Below are 23,064 nucleotides of genomic sequence, written 5' to 3' on the forward strand. Positions count from 1 at the left end.
GCCGTTCAGGTAGGCGGCCGCTACATTGTCGCCCCTCTGGCCTGTTCGTTCTGAGCGGTGCCGTTGCGGTTATCTGCGGTCGCAGCAGCTCAGGGCGCAGTAGCCGCCAGGGCGATTGCCTATTTGCGTTGAAAGTCGGGTATCCAGCATGAGTCAAGATCAGAACCTGAAGCACGAGGCGGTAGCGCCATTTACCGTTGCCAGCGAGTTCGTCGTCGACAAGCCGCCCCTTGCCGAACTGCTGGCCGTGCTTGCCCGGTGTGGCGAGGTGGTTTCCAGCTTCTTCAAGCCAGATCCTTGCATCAGGGTACTGGGCGAGGGGCGGCGACTGGCCGAGTTTCTGGAGCGTTTCAGCGACTTCGCCGGGTCGACTGTGATCGGGCAGGTCGAGCCTGAGTTCGGACCTTTTTCCCTGCTGAATCGATACGAGTTCGAGGGCTCGTTGCTGGCGGTGGTGCTGCGAGGCGGCTGTCATCACTCGACCCGCGGGTTGGGCCAGGCCAGTGCCCGCAAGTTGGTGGGAGAGGCGCTGGAGGCAGTGTTTCCGGCGCCGTTTTCCGAGCTTGTGGTGTATCGGTTTGACAGCCTCGATTGGTGTGAATTGACCCGGGGGTCGACGATTTCTTCCGCTTATGTGGTGTGTCAGGGGGCTCGGAATCTCTGGTGGGTGTTGTGCGTTTCCGACTTTGATTGATGCCTTCGCCAAAAAAGTAAGCAAAAACGCTTGCCCCTCCACTCGGTGCCTCGCCTAGGCTCGACATACTCTCTCTTGCATTGATCCATGGGCCGCGGCAACGAGCCATCCATGGGCCGCTGCAATGAGCCATCCCTGGCCTAATGCGGCTAACCCGGCGTCCTGCCGGGTCACCCACGGTTCAATGCCTGCGTTCGGCCATCGTGGTCAACGGGGCCTTCAGGATCAAAAGCCAAAGCAAATCTAAACAGAGCGAAAGCCCTGGCATCGCCTTGTGGAGCCGCTGCCCCAGGCTGCGCACGGGTGCGCAGCGGGCGCTGGGATCGTCAATCCGCCGAAGGTCCTGCGGCCCTTGTCGCAGCCTCGCCCGGGCTCGACAGCAGCTACAGGACTGAGAGCGCGCGTTCGATTTTTTCCTCTGTTGCCGCCGTTGGTTTGTATGGCAGACTCCATCAATATTCCGTTACTGCGATTCTAATTCCGTTGTAGCGGAAATATTGTTCGGAGCCCGTCGCTGCTGCGATGGGCTGCGGAGCTCTCAGGCGTGGTCGTGGATGGCCACCTTCAACCAGGAGAAACCCCATGAGCATTACCCGTTACGGCACCGGCAGCACCGCAGGCGGTGGCCAGCCGCGTCCTTTCGCCCGCGCCGTGGAGGCCGATGGCTGGTTGCATGTGTCCGGCCAGGTGCCGGCGCTGGATGGCGAGATCATCCATGGCGGCATTGTTGAGCAGACCCATCAGACCCTGCGCAACCTGGTGGCCATTCTCGAAGAGGCCGGCTACGGCCTGGAGGATGTGGTGCGGGTTGGCGTATGGCTGGAGGACCCGCGGGATTTCTGGAGTTTCAACAAGGTCTTCGGCGAGTACTTCAAACCCGAGCATGCGCCGGCCCGGGCCTGTGTGCAGGCCAGCATGATGGTGGACTGCAAGGTCGAGATCGACTGCGTGGCTTACAAGCAGCGGTAAGCGGCTAGCTGCAAGCGGCAAGTCGAGGCGTGAATGGGAGTGCTTTGGGGAATGGTACGAAGATGAGCGAAGACAACATCAAGCGCCGGGCCAGGGGCCTGGACCGGGCGTTCGATATCCTCGATTTCCTCAAGGAGGTCGGCCAGCCGCTGCGCCCAAACGATATCGCCAAGGGCGTGGGCAGCCCCAAGTCCACGGTCTACGAGCTGGTGGAATCCCTGCTGGAGCGGCGCATCCTGGAGCCGGTGGGGCGCGACGGGCATGTGTACCTGGGGCGCCAGCTTTACTTTCTCGGCCAGGCGCACTTGCGGCATTTCGACCTGAGCCGCGAAGCTGACCAGGCCCTGCAGGACATCGTCGCCCAGACCGGCGAAACCGCGCAGATGTGCCTGCTCAATGGGCGCAAGTACACGGTGGCGCTGATGAAGGAGGGCGAGCGGCACTTTCGCATTTCCTCGGACATCGGCGAGAACGCGCCCATTCCCTGGACCGCGTCCGGGCGCTTGCTGCTGGGGCACTTGAGCGATGAGCAGATCGTCGAGTTGATCGACGAGGGCGATTTCATCCTGCCTGGCGGCGAACGCCTGCCGCTGGCGCGCTTCCTTGGGGAAATCCGCCAGGCCAGCGAGGAAGGTTTCTTCTCTTTCGACAGCGTCGCCGACACCTTCACCCATTGTTTTGCCGCGCCGGTGCGCGATGAGCACGGTGTGTGCGTCTGTACCCTGTGCATCGTCGCGCCCCGGGCCGATGCACAGGCCAACTATCGCCACTATCGCCAGGTGCTGCTCGACAGCGCCGATCGCCTGGCCCGGCGAATCAACGACTAACGTGTACCCCGCGGCCGTCGCTGGCCGCTTTGCCAAGGAGTAGCCACATGTCTTCTGTTTCGAATCTGCCGCTGGTGCAAAAGGGCGCGGCCGCCACTGGCGCCAGCTTGCTCAAGGACGTCAGCCTGCCGGCCCTGGTCCTGCATCGTGAGGCCCTGGAACACAACATCCGCTGGATGCAGGCATTCGTCAGCGCCAGCGGCGCCGAGCTGGCCCCCCATGGCAAGACCAGCATGATGCCGGGGCTGTTCCAGCGACAGCTGGACGCCGGCGCCTGGGGCATCACCCTGGCCACCGCCGTGCAGGCGCGGGCGGCCTATGCCCATGGCGTGCGCCGGGTGTTGATGGCCAACCAACTGGTGGGTGCGCCGAACATGGCGCTGGTAGCCGAGTTGCTGGCCGCCGGGGATTTCGACTTCTACTGCATGGTCGATCACCCGGACAACGTCGCCGACCTGGGGGCGTTTTTCGCCCAGCGCGGCGTCACCCTCAAGGTGATGATCGAGTACGGCGTGGTGGGCGGGCGCTGCGGCTGCCGCAGCGAGCAGGAGGTCGTGGAACTGGCTCGGGCGATCAAGGCCCAGCCGGCGCTGGCCCTGTGCGGAATCGAAGGCTACGAGGGGGTGATCCATGGCGACCAGGCGGTGGCGGGCATTCGCCAATTCGCCGACTCCCTGGTGCGCCTGGCAGTGGACCTGCAAGATGACGGCCTGTTCGCCATCGAGCAGCCGATCATCACCGCTTCGGGTTCGGCCTGGTACGACCTGATCGCCGAGTCTTTTAAGACCCATAACGCCAAGGGCCGGTTCCTCAGCGTGCTGCGCCCTGGCAGCTATGTGGCCCATGACCATGGGATCTACAAAGAGGCCCAGTGCTGCGTGCTGGACCGGCGCAGCGACCTGGACGAAGGCCTGCGCCCGGCGATGGAGGTCTGGGCCCATGTGCAGTCGCTGCCGGAGCCGGGCTTCGCGGTGGTGGCCCTGGGCAAGCGCGACGTGGCCTATGACGCCGGCCTGCCGCTGCCGTTGCGGCGCTACCGGGCCGGGGCCGAGGCGGGCGCCGGGGATGACGTCAGTGGCTGCAAGGTCACCGCGGTCATGGACCAGCATGCGTTCCTCACCGTGGCCCCTGGGGTACAGCTGCGGGTGGGGGACATCCTCTCCTTCGGCACGTCCCACCCATGCCTGACGTTCGACAAGTGGCGCACCGGGTTGTTGGTGGACGAGCAGTTGCGGGTCCTGGAAAACCTCGAGACCTGCTTCTGATTCTGGCACCTGCTGCGCAGGTGATGACGTTCTCCCCGACAACACAAATACTCGCCAGAGATGCCCTCATCATGAACACCGCCAACCTGCGCATCGCCCTGATCGGCGAATGCATGATCGAACTGCAACAGCGCGCCGACGGCAGCCTGCAGCAGAGCTTCGGCGGCGACACCTTGAACACTGCGGTGTACCTGGTCCGCGAGCTGGGCGAGGACGCCCGGGTCGACTACGTCACCGCCCTGGGCGACGACAGCTTCAGCGAAGCCATGTGCCAGGCCTGGGCCGCCGAGGGGATCGGCCTGGACAAGGTCCAGCGCCTGCCCGGGCGCTTGCCGGGGTTGTATTGCATCCAGACCGATGAGCGTGGCGAGCGGCGCTTTTTGTACTGGCGCAACGAGGCGGCGGTACGTGATTGCTTCAACACCCCGGCGGCCGGGGCGATCCTTGCGCAGTTGCGCGATTACGGCGTGCTGTATTTCAGCGGCATCACCCTGGCGGTACTGGGCGAGGCAGGTCGTGCCCGGCTGCTGGAGCTGTTGCCCGAAGCCCGCCGGTGCGGGGCCCGGGTGGTGTTCGACAACAACTACCGGCCCAGGCTCTGGGCATCCGTGGAACAGGCGCGGCAGGCCTACCAGCAGGTGCTGGAGCAGGTCGACCTGGCGCTGCTGACCCTGGATGACGAACAGGCGCTGTTCGGCCATGCCGATGCTGAAGCGGTGCTGGCGGCCTATCCGGGGCTGGCCGAAGTGGTGGTCAAGTGCGGCGCCCAGCCGTGCTGGGTGCGTTGTGGCGAGGGCCTGTACCAGGTAGCGGCGCAGCGGGTGGAAAAGGTGGTGGATACCACGGCGGCGGGGGATTCGTTCAGCGCCGCCTACCTGGCCGCGCGTTTGTCGGGCCAGGAGCCGGTGTCAGCCGCCGAAGCCGGGCATCGCCTGGCGGCACGGGTGATCCAGTATCCAGGTGCCCTGATCCCTCGCCACTCGGTGTAGCCGCTTCTGCAGGCTGCGTACGGGCCGCAGGGCCGGGGCGCTCTTGAAGGCGCTGAAGGCCTTGCGGGCCATGGCGCAGCCTCGCGGGTTCGGCAGCGGCTAGCGGTCAGTCGCGGAAGAACACTTGCACCAGGTGGTAGCCGAACTTGCTCTTGATCGGGCCGTGCACGGTGCGCAGGGGTTTCTTGAAAATCACCTGGTCGATGGCGCCGACCATCTGTCCGGGGCGCACTTCGCCCAGGTCGCCGCCGCGCTTGCCGGAGGGGCAGGTAGAGTATTTCTTGGCCAGCACGTCGAAGGCTTCGCCCTTGGCGATGCGCTGCTTGAGCTGTTCGGCTTCTTCGGCGGTTTTCACCAGGATATGGCGGGCTTGGGCTTTCATGGGCGGGTGACCTTGTAGCGGGAATACGGCGGCCGCGGATTATGCCTGAATTCCATCTTCGCGACCGATCATCTGACGAATCTTCTGCGCCAGTTCCTCGATGGAAAACGGCTTGGCCATCAAGTCCATGCCCGGCTCCAGGAAACCCTGGCGCTCGGCGGCCTTTTCCGCGTAGCCGGTCATGAACAGCACCTTGAGCCCCGGGCGATGCTGGCGGGCGATCTCCGCCAGTTGCCGGCCGTTCATCCCCGGCAGCCCGACATCGGTCACCAAGAGGTCGACCCGCATGGGCGACTCCAGGAAGGGCAGGGCACTGCGGGCGTCCTCGGCCTCGAAGGCGCGGTAGCCCAGTTCGCTCAGCACATCGAGCACCAGCATGCGCACCGCCGGATCATCCTCGACCACCACCACGCATTCCCCGGCGATGGCCTGGGGCGGCTCGCCCAGGGTCCCGGGTTCGGCGTGCTCCAGGGGCGCGGCATACAGGCGCGGCAGGTACAGGCGCACGCAGGTGCCGTGGTCCGGTTCGCTGTTGATGGTCACGTGTCCGCCGGACTGCTGGGCGAAACCGTAGATCATCGACAGGCCCAGGCCCGTGCCCTGGCCGATGGGCTTGGTGGTGAAGAACGGATCGAAGGCCTTGGCCAGGATCCGCGGGCTCATGCCCGCGCCGTTGTCACTGACGCCGAGCATGACGTAGTCGCCGGCCTTGACCGGCTCCAGGGTGCTGATGTCGCTGCCGTCCAGGTAGCTGTTGGCGGTCTCGATCAACAGCCGGCCACCACCGGGCATGGCGTCGCGGGCGTTGATCACCAGGTTGAGCAGGGCGTTTTCCAACTGGCTGGCGTCGGTGCTCACCGGCCAGATGCCGTCGGCCAGTTGCAGCTGCAACTCGATGTGCTCGCCCTTGGTGTGGTTGAACAGGTCCTGCAGCGAACGCACCAGCTGGTTGGGGTCCAGGGGCCGGCGATCCAGGGACTGGCGACGGGAGAAGGCCAGCAGGCGATGAGTCAGGGACGCGGCGCGCTTGGCCGAGGACATGGCGGCCTCGGTGAAGCGGCCGATCTCGCTGCTGCGGCCGTTGTCGATGTAGCGCTGCATCAGGTCCAGGCTGCCGATGATGCCGGTGAGCATGTTGTTGAAGTCGTGGGCGATGCCGCCCGTGAGCTGGCCCACGGCCTCCATCTTCTGTGCATGGCGCAGGGCGTCTTCGGCGCGCTCGCGCTCGAACATCTCGTTTTGCAGGCGCTGGTTGGCCGTGGCCAGGGCCTCGGTACGGCGATTGACCCGTTCTTCCAGGGTTTCGTTGAGGTTGCGCAGGGCTTCCTCGGTCTGCCGGCGCTCGGTCTCGTCGTAGACGAAGATATAGAAACCGTTGACTGCCCCATCGGCGCCGTGGCGTGGCAGGAAGCGGGTCAAGGCGTGACGCGCTCGGCCGTCGCGATGGGGCGAGTCGGCCTCGAAGCTGCACGGTTTGCCCGCCAGGGCGGCGGCGATCTGCTCGGCGCGGGTGGCGTAGACCTCTTCGCCCACCACTTCGCGGATGGTCTTGCCGTACAGCTCCTGGGGCGTGAAGCCGTACCAGTCCAGGTAGGCGCTGTTGTTCAGGCGAAAGCGTTCCTCGTGGTCGACGTAGCCGATCAGCGCCGGCATGGCGTTGATGATCAACTGCAGCTCGGTCTGGCCCTGGCGCAGCGCCTGTTCCATCTGCTTGCGTTCGGTGAGGTCCAGGGCGGCGCCGAGAAAACGCGTCGGCCGACCGTGGTGATCCTTGTAGCAGCGGCCCCGGGCGAAGACCCAGCGTACCTGGCCGTCGGCCAGTTGCAGGCGGTATTCCTCGGCGTATTCGCTGCCGTGGGTGATGCAGTGCTTGATGCTGCGGGCCACCATGCCCCGGTCCTCGGGATGCACGCCCTTGAGGTACTCGCTGATGGGCAGTTGCCGTGAGCGTTGCGGATCGACGCTGTGCAGTTGGGCGAAATGCGCATCGGCGATGAAGCGATCCTCGCCGATATCCCAGTCCCAGGTGCCCACCGCGTCGGTGGCGGCCAGGGCCAGTTGCAGGCGTTCCTCGGTCTCGTGCTGGGCGCGCAGGCTGTCGTCGGAGCGCTGCTTGAGCTCCAGGGCGATGCGCCGGCGCTCGTTGGTCTCGATGGCGGTGACCAGGATCCCGGCCACGGCCCCGTGTTCGTTGCGGATCGGGCTGTAGGTCAGGTCCAGCCAGACGTCATGGGCCGTGCCGTTGGTGCGCTGCAGGTTGAAACGCTGCTCGCTGAAGCTGCGTACCTGGCCGTTGAGCACGGCGCGGTAGATCGGGTCGGTGAAGTCCTTCAGCTCTGGCCAGGTCAGGTGCGCTGGCAAGCCGAAGGCCTTGGGGTGCTTGTTGCCGGCCAGCAGGGCGAAACCGTCGTTGTAGATCTGCGTCAGCTCTTCGCCCCAGAGCAGCAGCATCGGCATGGGGGAATGGATCACGATGTCCACCGCGGTACGCAGGCTCTGCGGCCATTGCCGGGAGTCGCCCAGGGCCGTGGTCGTCCAGTCCAGGCGGGCAATCAGGGTGGCGGCTTCGCTGCCGTGGTGGGAACCATTCATATCGGGGGAGTCCTGGGTGCAACGGTATTGCGCAATGACCGACAGCCTGTGAAGTCGTGCTGCCTATGCAAACGGATGGAGTGTAGGCGGTTCTGGCATGGTCATTTTCACCCGCTTTGGCGCTGGATGACCAGCGCCGGGTATCGCGCAGCGCCCGCAGGAGCGGCCGGCGGGGTGCATCAGCTGCGCAGTTCCTCGCGGTCGCGGAACTGTTCCAGGGCCTCGGGGTTGGCCAGGGCGTCGGTATTCTTAACCGGCAGGCCGTGGACCACGTTGCGCACCGCGAGCTCGACGATCTTGCCGCTGATGGTCCGGGGGATGTCGGTCACCGCAAGGATCCTGGCGGGTACATGGCGTGGTGTGGTGTTGCTGCGGATCACCTGGCGAATGCGCTCGCGCAGGGCGTCGTCCAGGACCACGCCCTCTTGCAGGCGCACGAACAGCACCACCCGTACGTCATGCTCCCAGCTCTGGCCGATGGCCAGGCTCTCCAGCACTTGCTCGAGCTTCTCCACCTGGCGGTAGATCTCCGCAGTGCCGATGCGTACGCCGCCGGGGTTGAGCACCGCATCCGAACGCCCGTGGATCAGCCAGCCGCCATCGGCCAGTTGTTCGGCATAGTCGCCCTGGGCCCAGACCCCGGGAAACAGCTTGAAGTAGGAGTCGCGCAACCGGCTCTGGTCCGGGTCGTTCCACAACCCCACCGGAATGCTCGGAAAGTGCCGGGTGCAGACCAGTTCGCCTTTCTCGCCGAGTACCGGCTGGCCCTGGTCGTTCCAGACTTCGATGGCCATGCCCAGGCCCTTGCCCTGCATCTCGCCACGGCGCACCGCTTGCACCGGATTGCCGGCGACGAAGCAGGCGACGATATCGGTGCCGCCGGACATCGAGGCCAGGCACAGGTCGGCCTTGATCTGCCGATACACGTAGTCGTAGCTCTGGGGCGACAGCGGCGAGCCAGTGCACAGCAGGGTCTTGAGGGTGTCGAGGCGGTGGCTCAGGCGTGGCCGGCTACCGGCTTTTTCCAGGGCGGCCAGGTACTTGGGGCTGGTGCCGAAGGCGTTGATCGCCTCGCTGTCGATGAGGTCGACCAGGCGCTCGTTATGGGGGTGGAACGGCGAGCCGTCGTAGAGCACCAGGCTGGCGCCGGTGGCCAGGGTCGAGACCAGCCAGTTCCACATCATCCAGCCGCAGGTGGTGTAGTAGAACAGCCGCTGGCCGGGGCCGAGGTCGGCGTGCAGGCCGTGTTCCTTGAGGTGCTGCAACAGCACCCCGCCGGTGCCATGGACGATGCACTTGGGCACCCCGGTGGTGCCGCTGGAGTAGAGGATGTACAGCGGGTGGGCGAAGGGCACCGCGACGAACACGGGGTCGCCGCCGCTGTGGTAGAAGTCCTGCCAGAGGCTGACCCGGGCCTGGGTCCGGTAGTCTTCGGCGCGGGCCTGGGGGCGGGTGCCGGGCACGATCAGCAGTTGTTCCAGGGAGGGCAGGCGCTGGAGGATCTGGTCGATCTTTTCACCCTGGTCCACATCCTTGCCGGCGTAGCGGTAGCCGGCACAGGTGATCAGCACCTTGGGCTCGATCTGGCCGAAACGGTCGATCACGCCCTGGGTGCCGAAGTCCGGCGAGCAACTGGACCACACCGCACCCAGGCTGGTGGTGGCGAGCATGCCCACCAGGGTCTGCCAGGTATTGGGCATGCAGGCCGCCACCCGGTCGCCCAGGCCGACCCCGATGGCCCGCAGGCTGGCTTGCAGGCCGGCGACCTGGGCCGCCAGCTCGGCGTAGGTCAGTTGCTGGCGCTGGCCGTCTTCGGCGATCGCTACCACCGCCACACTGTCGTCGCGGCGCTTGAGCAGGTGTTCGGCGAAGTTCAGGGTAGCCCCGGGAAACCACTGGGCGCTGGGCATCTGTGGCCCTTCGCGCAGCACGCATTCGGCGCCTTGGTGGAAGCTGACCTCGAAGAAGTCGACGATGGCCTGCCAGAAGGCTTCGCGCTGGTCGATGCTCCACTGATGCAGGCCGGGGTAGTCGCCGATGTCCAGGCCGTGGCGCTGGTTCACGAAGCGGCGGAAGGCGTCGATGCGCGTCTTGCCAATGCGCTCGGCGCTGGGTTGCCAGAGTATTTCGGACATGCAAGGGCTCTCTTGTTGTTCTTCTGATCTGCTGTTGCTGGCGACTCACCGCTTACAGCTTGTCGCTACCGTTATTGCGCCAGCCAGCCGCCATCGATGTTCCAGGCCGCGCCGCGGACCTGGGCTGCGGCATCACTGCACAAAAATAGCACCAGCTCGCCCAGCTGCGCCGGGGTGACGAATTCCAGGGAGGGCTGTTTTTCCGCCAGCAGGTCGTGGCGCGCCTGTTGCGGGTCGATGCCGCTGGCCGCGCGGTCGTCGATCTGCTTCTGCACCAGCGGGGTCAGCACCCAACCCGGGCAGATGGCGTTGCAGGTGACGTTGCTGGCGGCGGTCTCCAGGCCCACCACCTTGGTCAGGCCGATCACTCCGTGCTTGGCCGCGACATAGGCGGCCTTGCCCACCGACCCCACCTGGCCGTGCACCGAGGCGACGTTGACGATCCGCCCCCAGCCCTTGGCGCGCATGCCCGGCAGCCCCAGGCGGGTGCTGTGGAACACCGCCGACAGGTTGATGGCGATGATCGCGTCCCAGCGTTCCACCGGGAACTCCTCGACGGTGGCCACGTGCTGGATGCCGGCGTTGTTCACCAGGATGTCGACGCCACCGAATTCGCGTTCGGCATAGGCGAACATCTCGGCGATCTGCGCCGGGTCGCTGACGTCCGCCGGGTGGTGGCCGACCTTGACCCCCAGTTGCTTCAGCTCGGCGATGACGGGTGAGGCGTCACCGAAGCCATTGAGGATCAGGTTGGCCCCGGCCCGGGCCAGGACCTGGGCGATGCCCAGGCCGATACCGCTGGTGGAGCCGGTGACCAGGGCGGTCTTGCCAGAAAGAGTGGTCATGAATACCTCACACGATGCCAGTGGCGTAGAAAGTGGCGATGACGACGAAGACCGCCAGGGTCTTGATCAGGGTAATGCAGAAAATGTCCTTGTAGGCCTCGCGATGGGTCAACCCGGTGACCGCCAGCAGGGTGATCACCGCGCCGTTGTGGGGCAGGGTGTCCATGCCGCCGCTGGCCATGGCGGCCACCCGGTGCAGCACTTCCAGGGGAATGTTGGCGGCGTGGGCGGCGCTGATGAAGGTCTCGGACATGGCCGCCAGGGCGATGCTCATGCCGCCCGAGGCGGAGCCGGTGATACCGGCTAGCAGGGTCACGGTGATGGCCTCGTTGACCAGCGGGTTGGGGATGCTCTTGAGCCAGTCGGCCAGTACCAGGAACCCCGGCAGGGAAGCTATCACTGCGCCGAAGCCATACTCCGAGGCCGTGTTCATGGCCGCCAGCAAGGCGCCGCCGACCGCGCTCTTGCTGCCTTCGGCGAGCTTGCTGCGAATGGCACCGAAGCCACATGCCAGCACCATCAGGATGCCCACCAGCAAGGCGGCCTGCACCGCCCAGATGGCGGTGAGCTTGGCGATCTCGGTGGTCACCGGCGCCGCCATGCCCGGCAGGGCCAGGCTGTGGGTCTTGCCATACCACTGCGGGATCCAGTGGGTGAACAGCAGGTTCATGACCCCTACCAGCAACAGCGGCGACAGGGCCACCCAGGGGTTGGGCAGCTTGAGGTCAGCGGCGGTCTCCGGTTCGTTGCGCAGGTCGCTGCCGTAGCCTTCACCGGCCTTTTTTGCCTTGCTGCGCTGGCGTTGGAGGAACAGCATGCCGGCGCAGAACACGAACAGGGTGCCGATCAGCCCCAGCCAGGGCGCGGCCCAGGCGGTGGTGTTGAAGAAGGTGCTGGGGATGATGTTCTGGATCTGCGGGGTGCCGGGCAGGGCGTCCATGGTGAAGGAGAACGCCCCCAGGGCGATGGTCGCCGGGATCAGGCGCTTGGGGATGTCGCTCTGGCGGAACATCTCGGCGGCGAACGGGTAGACCGCGAACACCACCACGAACAACGACACGCCGCCGTAGGTCAGCAGGGCGCAGACCAGCACGATCACCAGCATCGCCTGGCGGGTGCCCAGCAGACGGATGGCGGCGGCGACGATGGAGCGGGAGAACCCCGACAGCTCGATCAGCTTGCCGAACACCGCGCCCAGCAGGAACACCGGGAAATACAGCTTGATGAAACCCACCATCTTTTCCATGAACACCCCGGTGAAGGCAGGCGCCACGGCGGATGGGTCGGTGAGCAGGACGGCGCCGAGGGCGGCGATGGGGGCAAAGAGGATGACGCTGTAGCCTCGGTAGGCGGCCAGCATCAGCAGCGCCAGGGCTGCCAGGGCAATGATCACACTCATGGTGTGTCTCTCCAGGATTGTTCTTGTTGTGGGTACTACGTGTGGAGAGGGGCTATAGCGAGTTTTGTGCCATTTTTACAAGTTGTTGAAATATAAGGAGTTTTTATATTTATTAAGTGGCGGCAAGGAACTTTGTCTCTGTTTGGAGACTTTTCTCGGGCCTGAGGGTGCTATCGCGGGCAAGCCTCGCTCCTACAAAAGCCACGCACGTCTCTGTAAGGATGGGTCTTGCCCGCGATCAGCGCGAAGCGCTGGCTATTTCTCCAAATGGAGATATTTGTCTCTCTATTGAGACTCGGCGATGCCCAGGGCTGCCATTTTCTTGTACAGCGTCGAGCGGCCCAGGCCGAGGCGCCGGGCCGCCTGGTCCACTTTGCCGGCGCATTGCGCCAGGGTCGCCTCGATCAACTGACGGTCGAAACGCTCGCGCGCCGCGGCAAAGGTTTCATGGGGCAACGCCTCGGTGGACGCGGCGAGGGCCGTGGGCGGCAACGCACTGAAGTTGCCGATGGCCGCGCGGATATCCCCGGCACCGAGCAGCAAGTCGTCGCTGAGCAAGGCCGCGCGTTCCAGCACATTGCGCAGTTCGCGGATATTCCCCGGCCAGGCGTGCTGGCCCAGCAGCGCCAGGGCCTCGGGTGTCAGCTCGTGCTGGCTGCGCAGTTCTTCCAGGATGCCTTCGCTCAGCGCCGGCAGGTCGTCCAGGCGCTCGCGCAGGGCCGGCACCTGGATCGGCAACACATTGAGGCGGTAATACAGGTCGGCGCGGAACTCGCCGCGCTTGATCGCCGCCTCCAGGTCGGTGGAGGTGGCGGCAATGATCCGCACGTCGCTGTGGATCACCTCGTTGGAGCCCACCGGCTCGAACTCTTTTTCCTGCAGCACCCGCAGCAGCTTGCTCTGCAGGGGCAACGGCATGTCGCCGATTTCATCGAGGAACAGGCTGCCGCCCTGGGCGATCTGCAGCTTGCCGGCGCGCCCCTTGCGGTCGGCGCCGGTGAAGGCGCCGGGGGCGGTGCCGAAGAACTCCGCTTCCAGCAGGGCTTCGGGAATCGCCGCGCTGTTGATGCTGACAAAGGGCTTGTGCGCCCGTGGCGAGGCGGCGTGGATGGCCTGGGCCAGCAACTCCTTGCCGGTGCCGGTCTCGCCTTGCAGCAACACCGGCGACTCGGTGCTGGCGCCGCGCCGGGCCCGACGCTTGACCTCCAGGCTGGCGCTGCTGGTACCGATGAAATGGGCGAAGTTGTACTTGGTCTGCCGGGCCCGCAGCAGCGAGCGGGTGGAGGCCAGTTCTTCCTGCATGCTCAGGTAGCGCTTGAGCATCGGCGAGAGGCTGCGCAGCTCGTCGTACAGGGCAAAGCCGATGGCGCCGATCACCAGGCCCGCGGTGTCGTGGATCGGCAGGCGCATCACTACCAGCGGTTCCTTGGGGGTGTCCTGCATGTCCAGCAGGATCGGCCGGCCGGTGCGCACCACTTCACGCAGCAGGCTACCGGGGATCACGCTCTCGCAGGGCTTGCCGATGGCGAACGCCGCCGACTCCAGGCCGAAGCGCCGGGCATAGCGCTCGTTCATCCAGACGATATTGGCGTCGCGGTCGACGATCACCGTGCCTTCGCTGGATTGCTCGATGATCTCGAACAGCGAGCGGATCGCCAGTTGGCGCACACGCTGGTAGTCCTTGAGGTTTTCGCTGTCGTTCATGGGTTGGGGTCCTGGGGCTGGCGGCGCCGATTATGCCGACAATCCCCTCCCGGGCGCGACCAGGGAAGGGGTGGCTGGAGATTGCGGCAAGGTCCTGCGGACCTTGCCGCAGCCTCGCAGGCTCGGTAGCGGCTACAGGGGCGATGCTTGGTGTAGCCGCTGTCGCAGGCTGCGCATGGGCGCATAGCGGGCGCGAACGGGGTGGGGCGTGGATTGCCGGAGGTTTAGCCGGGTTGGGCGGCGGCCAGCAGTTCCCGGGTGTAGGGGTGCTGCGGGGCTGCGAATACCTGGTGGCTGGCGCCGCTTTCCACTACCTGGCCGTCCTTGATCACGATCATGTCGTGGGCCAGGGCGCGGACCACCGCCAGGTCGTGGCTGATGAACAGGTAGGTCAGGCCGTACTTCTCCTGGAGCTGGCGCAACAGGGTCACCACTTGTTTCTGCACGGTGCGATCCAGGGCCGAAGTGGGTTCGTCCAGCAGGATCAGCGCCGGCTTGAGCACCAGGGCCCGGGCGATGGCGATGCGCTGGCGTTGGCCGCCGGAGAACTCGTGGGGGTAGCGGTGGCGGCTGTCCGGGTCGAGGCCGACTTCCTCCAGGGCGCGGATCACCTGTTCCTCGCACTGGCGGGCATCGTACTGGCTATGCACCTCCAGGCCTTCGCTGATGATCTGCGCCACCGACATGCGCGGGCTGAGGCTGCCGAAGGGGTCCTGGAACACCACCTGCATCTGTTTGCGCCAGGGCCGCAGTTGTTTCTGGTTGAGGCCGTCCAGGGCCTGGCCCTGGAAGCGGATGCCGCCCTGGGAGTCCAGCAGCCGCAGGATCGCCTGGCCCAGGGTCGACTTGCCCGAGCCGGATTCGCCGACGATGCCCAGGGTCTTGCCCTGCTGCACGCGCAGGCTGATACCGTCCACGGCCCGCAGGTACTGCTTGCGCCTCAGCAGGCCGCCGCCGACCTGGAACTCGACGCAGAGGTTGTCCACCTCGAGCACGGTGTCGCGGGTGTCGCGGCGCAATGGCAAGCCCTCGGGCTCGGCGTGCAGCAGCTCGCAGCTATAGGGGTGCTGCGGAGCGTTGAACAGGGTGTCGCAGTCGGCCTGCTCGACGATTTCCCCGGCCTTCATCACGCACACGCGCTGGGCGATGCGCCGCACCAGGTTGAGGTCGTGGCTGATCAGCAGCAGCGACATGCCCAAGCGTTGCTGCAGGGATTTGAGCAACAACAGGATCTTGCGCTGCACGGTGACGTCCAGGGCGGTGGTGGGTTCGTCGGCGATCAGCAGCTCAGGTTCACAGGCCAGGGCCATGGCGATCATCACCCGTTGGCGCTGGCCGCCGGACAACTGGTGCGGGTAGGCCTTGAGCCGTTCACGGGGTTTCTGGATGCCCACCAGCTCCAGCAGTTCGAGGATGCGCGCCTGGGCTGCCTTGCCGCCCAGGCCGCGGTGCAGCAGCAGGGTTTCGCCGATCTGCTTCTCGATGCTGTGCAGCGGGTTCAGCGAGGTCATGGGCTCCTGGAAAATCATGGCGATGCGGTTGCCCCGCAGCTTTTGCAGGGTGGCGCTGTCGGCGCCGATCAGCTCCTGGCCGCGGTAGCGCACGCTGCCGCTATTGCTGCAGCCGGTCTGGGGCAGCAGTTGCAGGATCGAGTGGGCCGTCACCGATTTGCCCGAGCCGGACTCGCCCACCAGTGCCAGGCACTCGCCGGGACGGATGTCCAGGCACAGGTCGCGGACCGCCGGGCGGCCGCCGAAGGCCACATTGAGCTGGCGGATTTCGATCAGGTTTTCAGTCATTTCTACAGTCCGCTTCAAGATCGTGGATCAAAGGCATCGCGCAGCGCCTCGCCGATGAACACCAGCAGCGAGAGGATCAGCGCCAGGGCGAAGAACGCCGTCAGCCCCAGCCATGGCGCCTGCAGGTTCTGCTTGCCCTGGCCGATCAGCTCGCCCAGGGAGGCGCTGCCGGCGGGCATGCCGAAGCCGAGGAAGTCCAGGGCGGTGAGGGTCGAGATGGCGCCGGTGAGGATGAACGGCAGGTAGCTCAGGGTGGCGTTCATGGCGTTGGGCAGGATGTGCCGCAGGATCACCTTGCGATCGCCCAGGCCCAGGGCCCTGGCGGCCTTGACGTATTCCAGGTTGCGCCCACGCAGGAATTCGGCGCGTACCACGTCCACCAGGGCCAGCCAGGAGAACAGTGCCATGATCCCCAGCAGCCACCAGAAGTTGGGTTCGACGAAACCGGACAGGATGATCAAGAGATACAGCACCGGTAGCCCCGACCAGACTTCCAGCAGGCGCTGGCCCAGGAGATCGACCCAGCCGCCGTAGTAGCCCTGCAGTGCGCCGGCGGCAATGCCGACCAGGGCACTGATGGCGGTCAGGGCCAGGGCGAACAGGATCGACACCCGGGCGCCGTAGATCACCCGCGCGAGGACGTCCCGGGCCTGGTCGTCGGTGCCCAGCCAGTTGGTCGCCGTGGGCGGGCTGGGGGCCGGTCGGGTCAGGTCGTAGTTGGGCGTGTCTTCGCTGAAGGGGATGGGCGGGAACAGCAGCCAGCCGCCGTCCTTGCGAATCAGCTGCTGCACGTAGTCGCTGCGGTAGTCGGCCTGGAACGGCAGCTGGCCGCCGAACTCCTGCTCGGTGTAGCGCTTGAACACCGGGAAGTACAGCGAGCCCTGGTAGCTCAGTACCAGCGGCTTGTCGTTGGCGATCAGCTCGCCGCCCAGGGTCAGGACGAACAGGCCGATGAACAGCCACAGCGACCACCAGCCCCGGCGGTTCTGCTTGAAACGGTCCAGGCGTCGGCGCGCCAGGGGGGAAAGCTTGAGCATCAGGCGTTCCTCGCGGCGAAGTCGATGCGCGGGTCGACCAGGGTGTAGCACAGGTCGCCGATGAGTTTTATCAAGAGCCCGAACAGGGTGAAGATGAACAGCGAGCCGAACACCACCGGATAGTCCCGGGAGACCGCGGCCTCGTAGCTCATGCGCCCCAGGCCATCGAGGGAGAAGATCACTTCGATCAGCAGGGAGCCGGCGAAGAACACGCTGATGAAGGCCTGGGGAATGCCCGAGACCACCAGCAGCATGGCGTTGCGAAACACATGGCCGTACAGCACCCGGCGTTCGCTCAGACCCTTGGCCCGGGCGGTGACCACGTACTGGCGGGTGATTTCGTTGAGGAAGCTGTTCTTGGTGAGGATGGTCAGGGTAGCGAAGCCGCCGATCACCAGGGAGCTGACCGGCAGCACCAGGTGCCAAAAGTAGTCGGCGATCTTGCCCAGGGTGCTCAGCTGGTCGAAGTCGTCCGAGACCAGGCCGCGTACCGGGAACCAGTTCAGCGAGGTGCCACCGGCGAACAGCACGATCAGGAACATGGCGAACAGGAAGGCCGGCATGGCGTAGCCGATGATGATCGCGGTGCTGCTCCAGACATCGAAGTGGCTGCCATGGCGCACCGCCTTGCGGATCCCCAGGGGGATCGACACCAGGTAGGTGATCAGGGTCGCCCACAGCCCCAGGGAAATGGTCACGGGCATCTTTTCCAGGATCAGGTCGGTGACCGTGGCACCACGAAAGAAGCTCTTGCCGAAGTCCAGTTGGGCGTAGTTCTTGAGCATCAGCCACAGGCGTTCATGGGCCGGCTTGTCGAAACCGTACTGTTTCTCGATGTCCTGGATCAGCTTGGGGTCCAGGCCGCGGCTGGCGCGCGAACCGCCACTGGTCATGGCATCGGCGGAGCCACCCACGCCACCGCCGCCAATGCCCTGCAAGCGGGCGATGGCCTGCTCAACCGGGCCGCCGGGAGCGGCCTGGACGATGACGAAGTTCACCAGAAGGATGATCAGCAGGGTGGGGATGATCAGCAGCAAGCGCCGCAGGATGTAGGCCGGCATCAGGGGCGCCCTCCGGGTTTGCCACGGCGCGCGAGTTCGGCGGCCATCTGGTCATTGGTCAGTGGGGTGGGGCTGACTTCCCACCAGGTTTCGATGGCTTCGTCGTTGCTGGCCGGCACCTTGGGCCTGCCGAAACGGTTCCACCAGACGGTGGAGGTGCCGGGTGGGTAGTAGTTGGCGATCCAGTAGTAGTTCCATTGCAGCACCCGGTCCAGGGCGTGGGCGTAGCGCAGCATTTGCGGCTGGCTGGTGGCCTTGACCAGGCCGTTGACCAGGGTGTCCACCGCCGGGTTCTTGAGCACCATGAGGTTGTTCGAGCCCGGGTCGTTGGCCGCGGCCGAACCGAAGTAGTTGTACAGCTCCAGCCCGGGCGAGGTGGTCACCGGGTAGCCGGTGACGATCATGTCGTAGTCGCGGGCCATCAGCCGATTGACGTACTGCGCGGAATCGATGCGGCGGATGTTCAGGGTGATGCCGATCTGGGCCAGGTTGCGCTTGTAGGGCAGCAACAGGCGCTCGATGGAGCCCTGGGTGATCAGGAAGGTGAACGCCAGGGGGGCGCCCTGGGCATTGACCAGCTTGTCGCCCTCGGGCTTCCAGCCTGCTTGTTCCAGCAGGGACAGGGCCTGCAGTTGCTTGTCGCGCAGTACGCCACTGCCGTCGGTCTTCGGTGCTTCGAACACCTGGGTGAAGACCTCGTCGGGAATCTGCCCGCGCAATGGCTCGAGGATCTTCAACTCCTCGGCGTCCGGCAGGCTGCGGGCCGCCAGCGGGGTGTTGGAGAAGAAGCTCTGCTGGCGGATGTACAGGTTGCGCATCATCTGCCGGTTGCTCCACTCGAAGTCCCAGAGCATGGCCAGGGCCTGGCGGGTGCGGCGGTCCTGGAACACCGGGCGGTCGAGGTTGAACACGTAGCCCTGGGCCGGTTGCGGTGCGGCTTGGGCCAGGTGGGCCTTCTGCAGGCGTCCGTCGTTCAGGGCCGGGCTGTCGTAGCCGATGGAGTAGCCGGTGGCGGAGAACTCGCGGTTGTAGTCGTAGGCCCCGCCGCGCAGCACTTGGCGGGCAACGTCGATGTCGCCGAAGTACTCGACGCTGAAATGGTCGAAGTTGTACAGGCCACGGCTGACCGGCAGGTCCTTGCCCCACCAGTCGGGGTTGCGGATGAAGGTGATGCTGTTGCCCGAGTCCACCTTGCCCACGCGGTAGGGGCCGCTGCCCAGGGGCGCTTCATAGCCGCCACCGCCGGCGAAGTCGCGACTCTTCCACCAGTGTTCGGGAAACACCGGCAGGGTCGCGATATCCAGGGGCAGGGTACGGTTCTCGTTGTTCTTGAAGTCGAAGCGGATCACCCGTGGCGATTCCACGGTGACGCCGCTGACATCGGCGAACTGGGTGCGATAACGCATGCTGCCCTGGGTCATCAGCAGGTCGTAGCTGTAGCGCACGTCTTCGGCGGTGATGGGGGTGTCGTCGGCGAAGCGCGCCTTGGGGTTGAGGTAGAAACGCAGCCACAGGCCGTCTTCGGCGCGCTCCATCTTCTCGGCCACCAGGCCGTAGACGGTATAGGGTTCGTCCAGGGAGCGCTGGGCCAGGGGGGCATACACCAGGCCATCCAGCTGGGACACGCCGATGCCCTTGTCGATGTAGGGCAGCACATGGTCGAAGCGGCCGATCTCGATGGCCGAGCGGCGCAGGGTCCCGCCTTTGGGGGCCAGAGGGTCGACGTAGTCGAAGTGGCTGAAACCCTGGGAGTACTTGGCCGGTTCGCCATAGACGGTCATGGCGTGTCCGGGAGCGGCCTGGGCACTGGTGGCGCCCAACAACAGGGTGGTGAGCAGTACGGAGGGGAAAAGCAGTCGCATTGTCAGCCTTGCAAGCCGGGTGATCGATGACCACGATTTGTACGCTAGCCGCGCGTGACTGGCCAGCCGCATCCGTTGTCGCGCATCTTGGGGGCATAAAGGCAACGGCCCACCGAGTGGCGGGCCGTTGGGGCAGGCGTGATCGCCGGGCGGTCAGTCCTGGCGGCTGGTGACTTCCAGCAGGTGGTAGCCGAATTGGGTCTTCACCGGGCCCTGGACCACGTTGATCGGGGCGCTGAACACCACGGTATCGAATTCCTTGACCATCTGGCCCGGGCCGAAGGAGCCCAGGTTGCCGCCGTCACGGCTGGAAGGGCAGGTGGAGTTCTTCTTCGCTACGTCGGCGAAATCGGCGCCGGCTTCGATTTCGGCTTTGAGTTCGTTGCACTTGGCTTCGCTGGCAACCAGGATGTGACGGGCAGTGGCTTTGGCCATGGGAGTTGCTCCTTTCAAGAAAGTGGAGAGCCTACCGGATTCAGGTGGCCATTTCTTGTCAAAGTTCCTTCAAGCCGTTACCGCCACGACTGCCGGCGTGGCGGTAACGGCTGATGCTCAGGCGCTGGCCGCCAGTGCCCGCAGTCGCTGGGCGGCGTTGCCCAGCAGGTGCTCGGTGGTGTCCCAGCCCAGGCAGCCGTCGGTGATCGAGACGCCGTAGCGCAGGTTGCCGCTCAGCGGTTGGCAGCCTTCGAACAGGTGGCTTTCGAGCATCACCCCCATCAGCGAGGCGTCACCTTGCAGGCGTTGCTCCAGCACCTCGTTGAACACTGCCGGCTGGCGCGCCGGGTCCTTGCCACTGTTGGCGTGGCTGCAATCGACCATGATCCGTGCCGGGATCTTCAGCTTGTGCAGGTCGCGCTGGACCTGGGCCACGCTCTGGCGGTCGTAGTTCGGCCCGCGGTGGCCGCCGCGCAGCACCAGGTGGGTGTCGGGATTGCCCGCGGTCTGGATGATCGCCGGATGGCCCTGGCTGTCGACGCCGAAGTGGCGGTGCGGATGGGCCGCCGAGCGCATGGCGTCGCAGGCGATGGCGACGCCGCCGTCGGTGCCGTTCTTGAAGCCCACGGGGATCTCCAGACCACTGGCCATTTCCCGGTGGATCTGCGATTCGGTGGTGCGTGCACCGACGGCGACCCAGCTCAAGAGGTCGTCGAAGTAGCCGGCGGCCATGGGTTGCAGCAATTCGGTGGCGATCGGCAGGCCCAGGCGCAGCATTTCGCGCATCAGTTCCCGGGACAGGGCCAGGCCACCGACCATGTCATCGCTGCCGTCCAGGTGCGGGTCGTAGGCCAAGCCTTTCCAGCCGACGGTGGTACGGGGTTTTTCCACGTAGGCGCGCATCACCAGGAGCATCTGGTCGCTCACTTGCGCGGACAGCCGGGCCAGGTTGGCGGCATATTCCAGGGCCGATTGCGGATCGTGGATGGAGCAGGGGCCGACCACTACCAGAAGGCGTGGGTCCTGGCCTTGGAGGATGGCGCGGATGGCTTGGCGATGGGTGGCGACTTGCTGGCTCAGGGCCGTGGATAGCGGCAGGTGCTGCTTGAGTTCCAGGGAGCTGGGCAGGCGCTGGCTCAGGGGTTCGTTGGCGCTGGCTTGAGCGGACAGGGACAGAGCGGATACGGACGAGTTCATGTGCGGTCTTCCTGGGCGGGCGGCGGGTGATGTCCCGCACGCGGCCCTACTGGGGTGTTCGACAATTGGCCGTACTGGCCATGAGTGTGCAATTGCCACCGGTAGGTGACCGATCGGAGGCGGCAGGCTGTCCCGAGCGGAGGCTGCTAAATCGCCAGGTGGAAAACATGTCGTAACGGTAATAGGTGGCGTAGTTCATGGTGCAATCCTCGGTAAGTTCGGTGTGTCGCAAAAATCGTGGTTGAAAATCCAGGCCCGGAAAAACAAAACCCCCGGTCGGGAGGCCGACCGGGGGTTGAGATTTCTCTGGTGGGCGACCCGTTTTTATGGGCGCCGGTTGGGTATCAGGCGCGCCAGTGGCTAAACCAATACCCAAAATAAAAGCTCGCCGCCGCGCTGCCATTGACCCAGGCAGCCGCAACCGAACGCAGTGCGCTGTTGGTGTGGCGATGCAGGGAAAGGGTCTGGGGCAGCATGGGGTTTCTCCGTGAAGTGCAGCGAGCTTACTAGAGGGCGGGCCGGCGATTCAATCAGTAATTTCCATGGCGCAGGCGGGGGCGCGACTATGGATCAATCCAATGGGGGTTGTGCGACACTCGCGGCGCCTGCCTGTTTACCTCCATCGTTGCCCGAAAAAGGACTGCCCGTGACCTTGTTGACCCTTGCCGCTGCCCAATCGGTATCCATTGCCGGAGACTTGCCGACCAACCTCGCCGGACACCAGCGCTTGATGCGACTGGCGGCGCAGCAGGGCGTGCAGTTGCTGGTGTTCCCCGAGCTGTCGCTGACCGGCTACGAGCCACAACTGGCGGCCGAGTTGGCCTTGGCTCCGGATTCGCCGGTATTGCAACCCCTGCGCGACCTGGCGCGGGAGCTGCAGATGACTACGGTGGTGGGGCTGCCGATTCGCCTGGTCGATGACGGACCGGTACTGATCGGTGCTCTGGTGCTGGGGGGCGATGGTTCGCTGGCGGTCTATAGCAAGCAGCATCTGCATCCCGGCGAGGAGCGCGCTTTTGCCGCGGGCAGTGGCGGCGCGCCCTTGGCATTTGCCGAGCACCAGGTTGCCCTGGCGGTTTGTGCGGACTTCAGCCATGCCAGCCATGTGCAGGCGGCTGCACATGCCGGGGCCGATGTCTATGCCGCCGGCGTGCTGATCAGCGAAGGCGGGTATGCCGTCGACGGCACGCTGTTGCAAGGGTATGCCCGGGAGCATGGACTGCTGGTGCTGATGGCCAATCATGGCGGGCCCAGTGGCGGTTGGACCTGCGCCGGGCGCAGTGCGGCCTGGGGCCCCCAGGGAGAACTGTTGGCAGCGGTGGACGGGGTCGGTGAGGCGTTGCTGCTGGTTCGAGGCGGTGCCGGGCAGTGGCAGGCCCAAGTGCTGCCGGTGGCTCGGTGAGCGACTTCGAACTGCGCCCGGCCCGGGAGGCCGACCTGGCCTTCGCCCGGGAGCTGACCTGCTCCGGCATGCTGCGCTACTACATCCGTCATGACCTGCTGTGGCTCGACGACGCCTTCGACGTGGCCTGGGCCGGTCGCGAGAACCTGCTGATCTGCCAGGGGACTGAAGTGCTGGGTTTCGTCAGCCTGAGCCGCGACTCGCGGGCGCTCTACATCCGCGAGCTGCATGTGCTGCCGGCCTGGCGCGGGCAGGGCGCAGGGAGCTGGACCTTGCAGCAGGTACTAGAGATAGCGCGAAAGGAGCGCCGTGGCTTGTTGCGCTTGACGGTGTTCAAGGACAACCCGGCACAACGCCTGTACGAGCGAACGGGCCTTGAGGTAGTGGGAGCCGATGATTGCTTCTGGCGCATGGAGCGCTCTACCACTGCGGTTGGCGCTGCGCCAGGCAGAAAAGAATAGTAAGGGGGG

At 65.5% G+C, this 23,064-nt stretch carries 20 protein-coding genes; 7 read left to right on the forward strand and 13 right to left on the reverse strand.

Translation table 11 applies throughout. The features are described from left to right. Positions 1 to 148: 148 nt before the first annotated feature. From AC3WK8_RS04405 to AC3WK8_RS04425, 5 genes are all read left to right on the forward strand, one after another. Positions 149 to 694 (forward strand): hypothetical protein, encoded by a 546-nt coding sequence (locus AC3WK8_RS04405; protein WP_103324518.1) that lies wholly within the window; start codon positions 149 to 151, stop codon positions 692 to 694. 582 nt (positions 695 to 1,276) lie between these two features. Beyond that, positions 1,277 to 1,663 carry a RidA family protein gene (locus tag AC3WK8_RS04410; RefSeq protein ID WP_085597965.1) on the forward strand — a complete coding sequence of 129 codons (387 nt, stop codon included), beginning with the start codon at positions 1,277 to 1,279 and terminating at the stop codon, positions 1,661 to 1,663. Between the two features lie 62 nt (positions 1,664 to 1,725). Continuing rightward, the gene (locus AC3WK8_RS04415) at positions 1,726 to 2,490 is read left to right on the forward strand and encodes an IclR family transcriptional regulator (RefSeq protein WP_022639350.1); all 765 of its coding nucleotides are present in this window, start codon (positions 1,726 to 1,728) and stop codon (positions 2,488 to 2,490) included. 47 nt (positions 2,491 to 2,537) lie between these two features. Next, positions 2,538 to 3,755 carry an amino acid deaminase gene (locus tag AC3WK8_RS04420; protein ID WP_103324520.1) on the forward strand — a complete coding sequence of 406 codons (1,218 nt, stop codon included), beginning with the start codon at positions 2,538 to 2,540 and terminating at the stop codon, positions 3,753 to 3,755. Positions 3,756 to 3,826: 71 nt separating this feature from the next. Beyond that, positions 3,827 to 4,744: a sugar kinase gene (locus AC3WK8_RS04425; RefSeq protein WP_103324521.1), complete on the forward strand. Its 918-nt coding sequence runs from the start codon at positions 3,827 to 3,829 to the stop codon at positions 4,742 to 4,744. A 106-nt stretch (positions 4,745 to 4,850) separates the two neighbouring features. Here the strand turns inward: AC3WK8_RS04425 and AC3WK8_RS04430 are convergent, their stop codons facing one another. From AC3WK8_RS04430 to AC3WK8_RS04490, 13 genes are all read right to left on the reverse strand, one after another. Continuing rightward, positions 4,851 to 5,126 carry a peptidylprolyl isomerase gene (locus AC3WK8_RS04430; RefSeq protein ID WP_011061856.1) on the reverse strand — a complete coding sequence of 92 codons (276 nt, stop codon included), beginning with the start codon at positions 5,124 to 5,126 and terminating at the stop codon, positions 4,851 to 4,853. A 39-nt stretch (positions 5,127 to 5,165) separates the two neighbouring features. Beyond that, on the reverse strand, positions 5,166 to 7,718 hold the full coding sequence (locus AC3WK8_RS04435; protein ID WP_103324522.1) for a PAS domain-containing hybrid sensor histidine kinase/response regulator: 2,553 nt from the start codon (positions 7,716 to 7,718) through the stop codon (positions 5,166 to 5,168). A gap of 179 nt (positions 7,719 to 7,897) precedes the next feature. Further along, positions 7,898 to 9,853, reverse strand: a complete 1,956-nt coding sequence (locus tag AC3WK8_RS04440) for an acetoacetate--CoA ligase (protein WP_103324523.1) — start codon at positions 9,851 to 9,853, stop codon at positions 7,898 to 7,900. A 71-nt stretch (positions 9,854 to 9,924) separates the two neighbouring features. Further along, entirely contained in the window at positions 9,925 to 10,698 is a 774-nt protein-coding gene (gene hbdH, locus AC3WK8_RS04445; protein ID WP_085597970.1) for a 3-hydroxybutyrate dehydrogenase, read from the reverse strand. Between the two features lie 7 nt (positions 10,699 to 10,705). Next, the gene (locus tag AC3WK8_RS04450; protein ID WP_103324524.1) at positions 10,706 to 12,097 is read right to left on the reverse strand and encodes a GntP family permease; all 1,392 of its coding nucleotides are present in this window, start codon (positions 12,095 to 12,097) and stop codon (positions 10,706 to 10,708) included. Between the two features lie 285 nt (positions 12,098 to 12,382). Next, positions 12,383 to 13,801, reverse strand: coding sequence for a sigma-54 interaction domain-containing protein (locus tag AC3WK8_RS04455; RefSeq protein WP_103324525.1), 1,419 nt, complete (start codon positions 13,799 to 13,801; stop codon positions 12,383 to 12,385). A 224-nt stretch (positions 13,802 to 14,025) separates the two neighbouring features. Then, complete coding sequence (locus AC3WK8_RS04460; protein WP_103324526.1) at positions 14,026 to 15,600, reverse strand: ABC transporter ATP-binding protein; 1,575 nt, start codon at positions 15,598 to 15,600, stop codon at positions 14,026 to 14,028. 14 nt (positions 15,601 to 15,614) lie between these two features. Then, on the reverse strand, positions 15,615 to 16,637 hold the full coding sequence (locus AC3WK8_RS04465) for an ABC transporter permease (RefSeq protein ID WP_103324527.1): 1,023 nt from the start codon (positions 16,635 to 16,637) through the stop codon (positions 15,615 to 15,617). Continuing rightward, the gene (locus tag AC3WK8_RS04470) at positions 16,637 to 17,698 is read right to left on the reverse strand and encodes a microcin C ABC transporter permease YejB (RefSeq protein ID WP_022639340.1); all 1,062 of its coding nucleotides are present in this window, start codon (positions 17,696 to 17,698) and stop codon (positions 16,637 to 16,639) included. The genes AC3WK8_RS04465 and AC3WK8_RS04470 overlap by 1 nt, the downstream gene beginning before the upstream one ends. Next, complete coding sequence (locus AC3WK8_RS04475) at positions 17,698 to 19,560, reverse strand: extracellular solute-binding protein (protein WP_085597975.1); 1,863 nt, start codon at positions 19,558 to 19,560, stop codon at positions 17,698 to 17,700. The genes AC3WK8_RS04470 and AC3WK8_RS04475 overlap by 1 nt, the downstream gene beginning before the upstream one ends. A 153-nt stretch (positions 19,561 to 19,713) precedes the next feature. Further along, positions 19,714 to 19,995 carry a peptidylprolyl isomerase gene (locus AC3WK8_RS04480; RefSeq protein ID WP_022639338.1) on the reverse strand — a complete coding sequence of 94 codons (282 nt, stop codon included), beginning with the start codon at positions 19,993 to 19,995 and terminating at the stop codon, positions 19,714 to 19,716. Positions 19,996 to 20,112: 117 nt separating this feature from the next. After that, positions 20,113 to 21,192: a 3-deoxy-7-phosphoheptulonate synthase gene (locus AC3WK8_RS04485; RefSeq protein ID WP_103324528.1), complete on the reverse strand. Its 1,080-nt coding sequence runs from the start codon at positions 21,190 to 21,192 to the stop codon at positions 20,113 to 20,115. Between the two features lie 344 nt (positions 21,193 to 21,536). Further along, on the reverse strand, positions 21,537 to 21,668 hold the full coding sequence (locus tag AC3WK8_RS04490; RefSeq protein ID WP_256592257.1) for a hypothetical protein: 132 nt from the start codon (positions 21,666 to 21,668) through the stop codon (positions 21,537 to 21,539). Positions 21,669 to 21,838: 170 nt separating this feature from the next. Between AC3WK8_RS04490 and AC3WK8_RS04495 the strand changes: the two genes are divergently transcribed. Then, positions 21,839 to 22,594 carry a carbon-nitrogen hydrolase family protein gene (locus AC3WK8_RS04495; RefSeq protein WP_103324529.1) on the forward strand — a complete coding sequence of 252 codons (756 nt, stop codon included), beginning with the start codon at positions 21,839 to 21,841 and terminating at the stop codon, positions 22,592 to 22,594. Then, positions 22,591 to 23,055: a GNAT family N-acetyltransferase gene (locus AC3WK8_RS04500; protein ID WP_103324530.1), complete on the forward strand. Its 465-nt coding sequence runs from the start codon at positions 22,591 to 22,593 to the stop codon at positions 23,053 to 23,055. The genes AC3WK8_RS04495 and AC3WK8_RS04500 overlap by 4 nt, the downstream gene beginning before the upstream one ends. Positions 23,056 to 23,064 lie beyond the last annotated feature (9 nt).

The sequence above is a fragment of the Pseudomonas sp. FW507-12TSA genome (genome assembly GCF_058781435.1).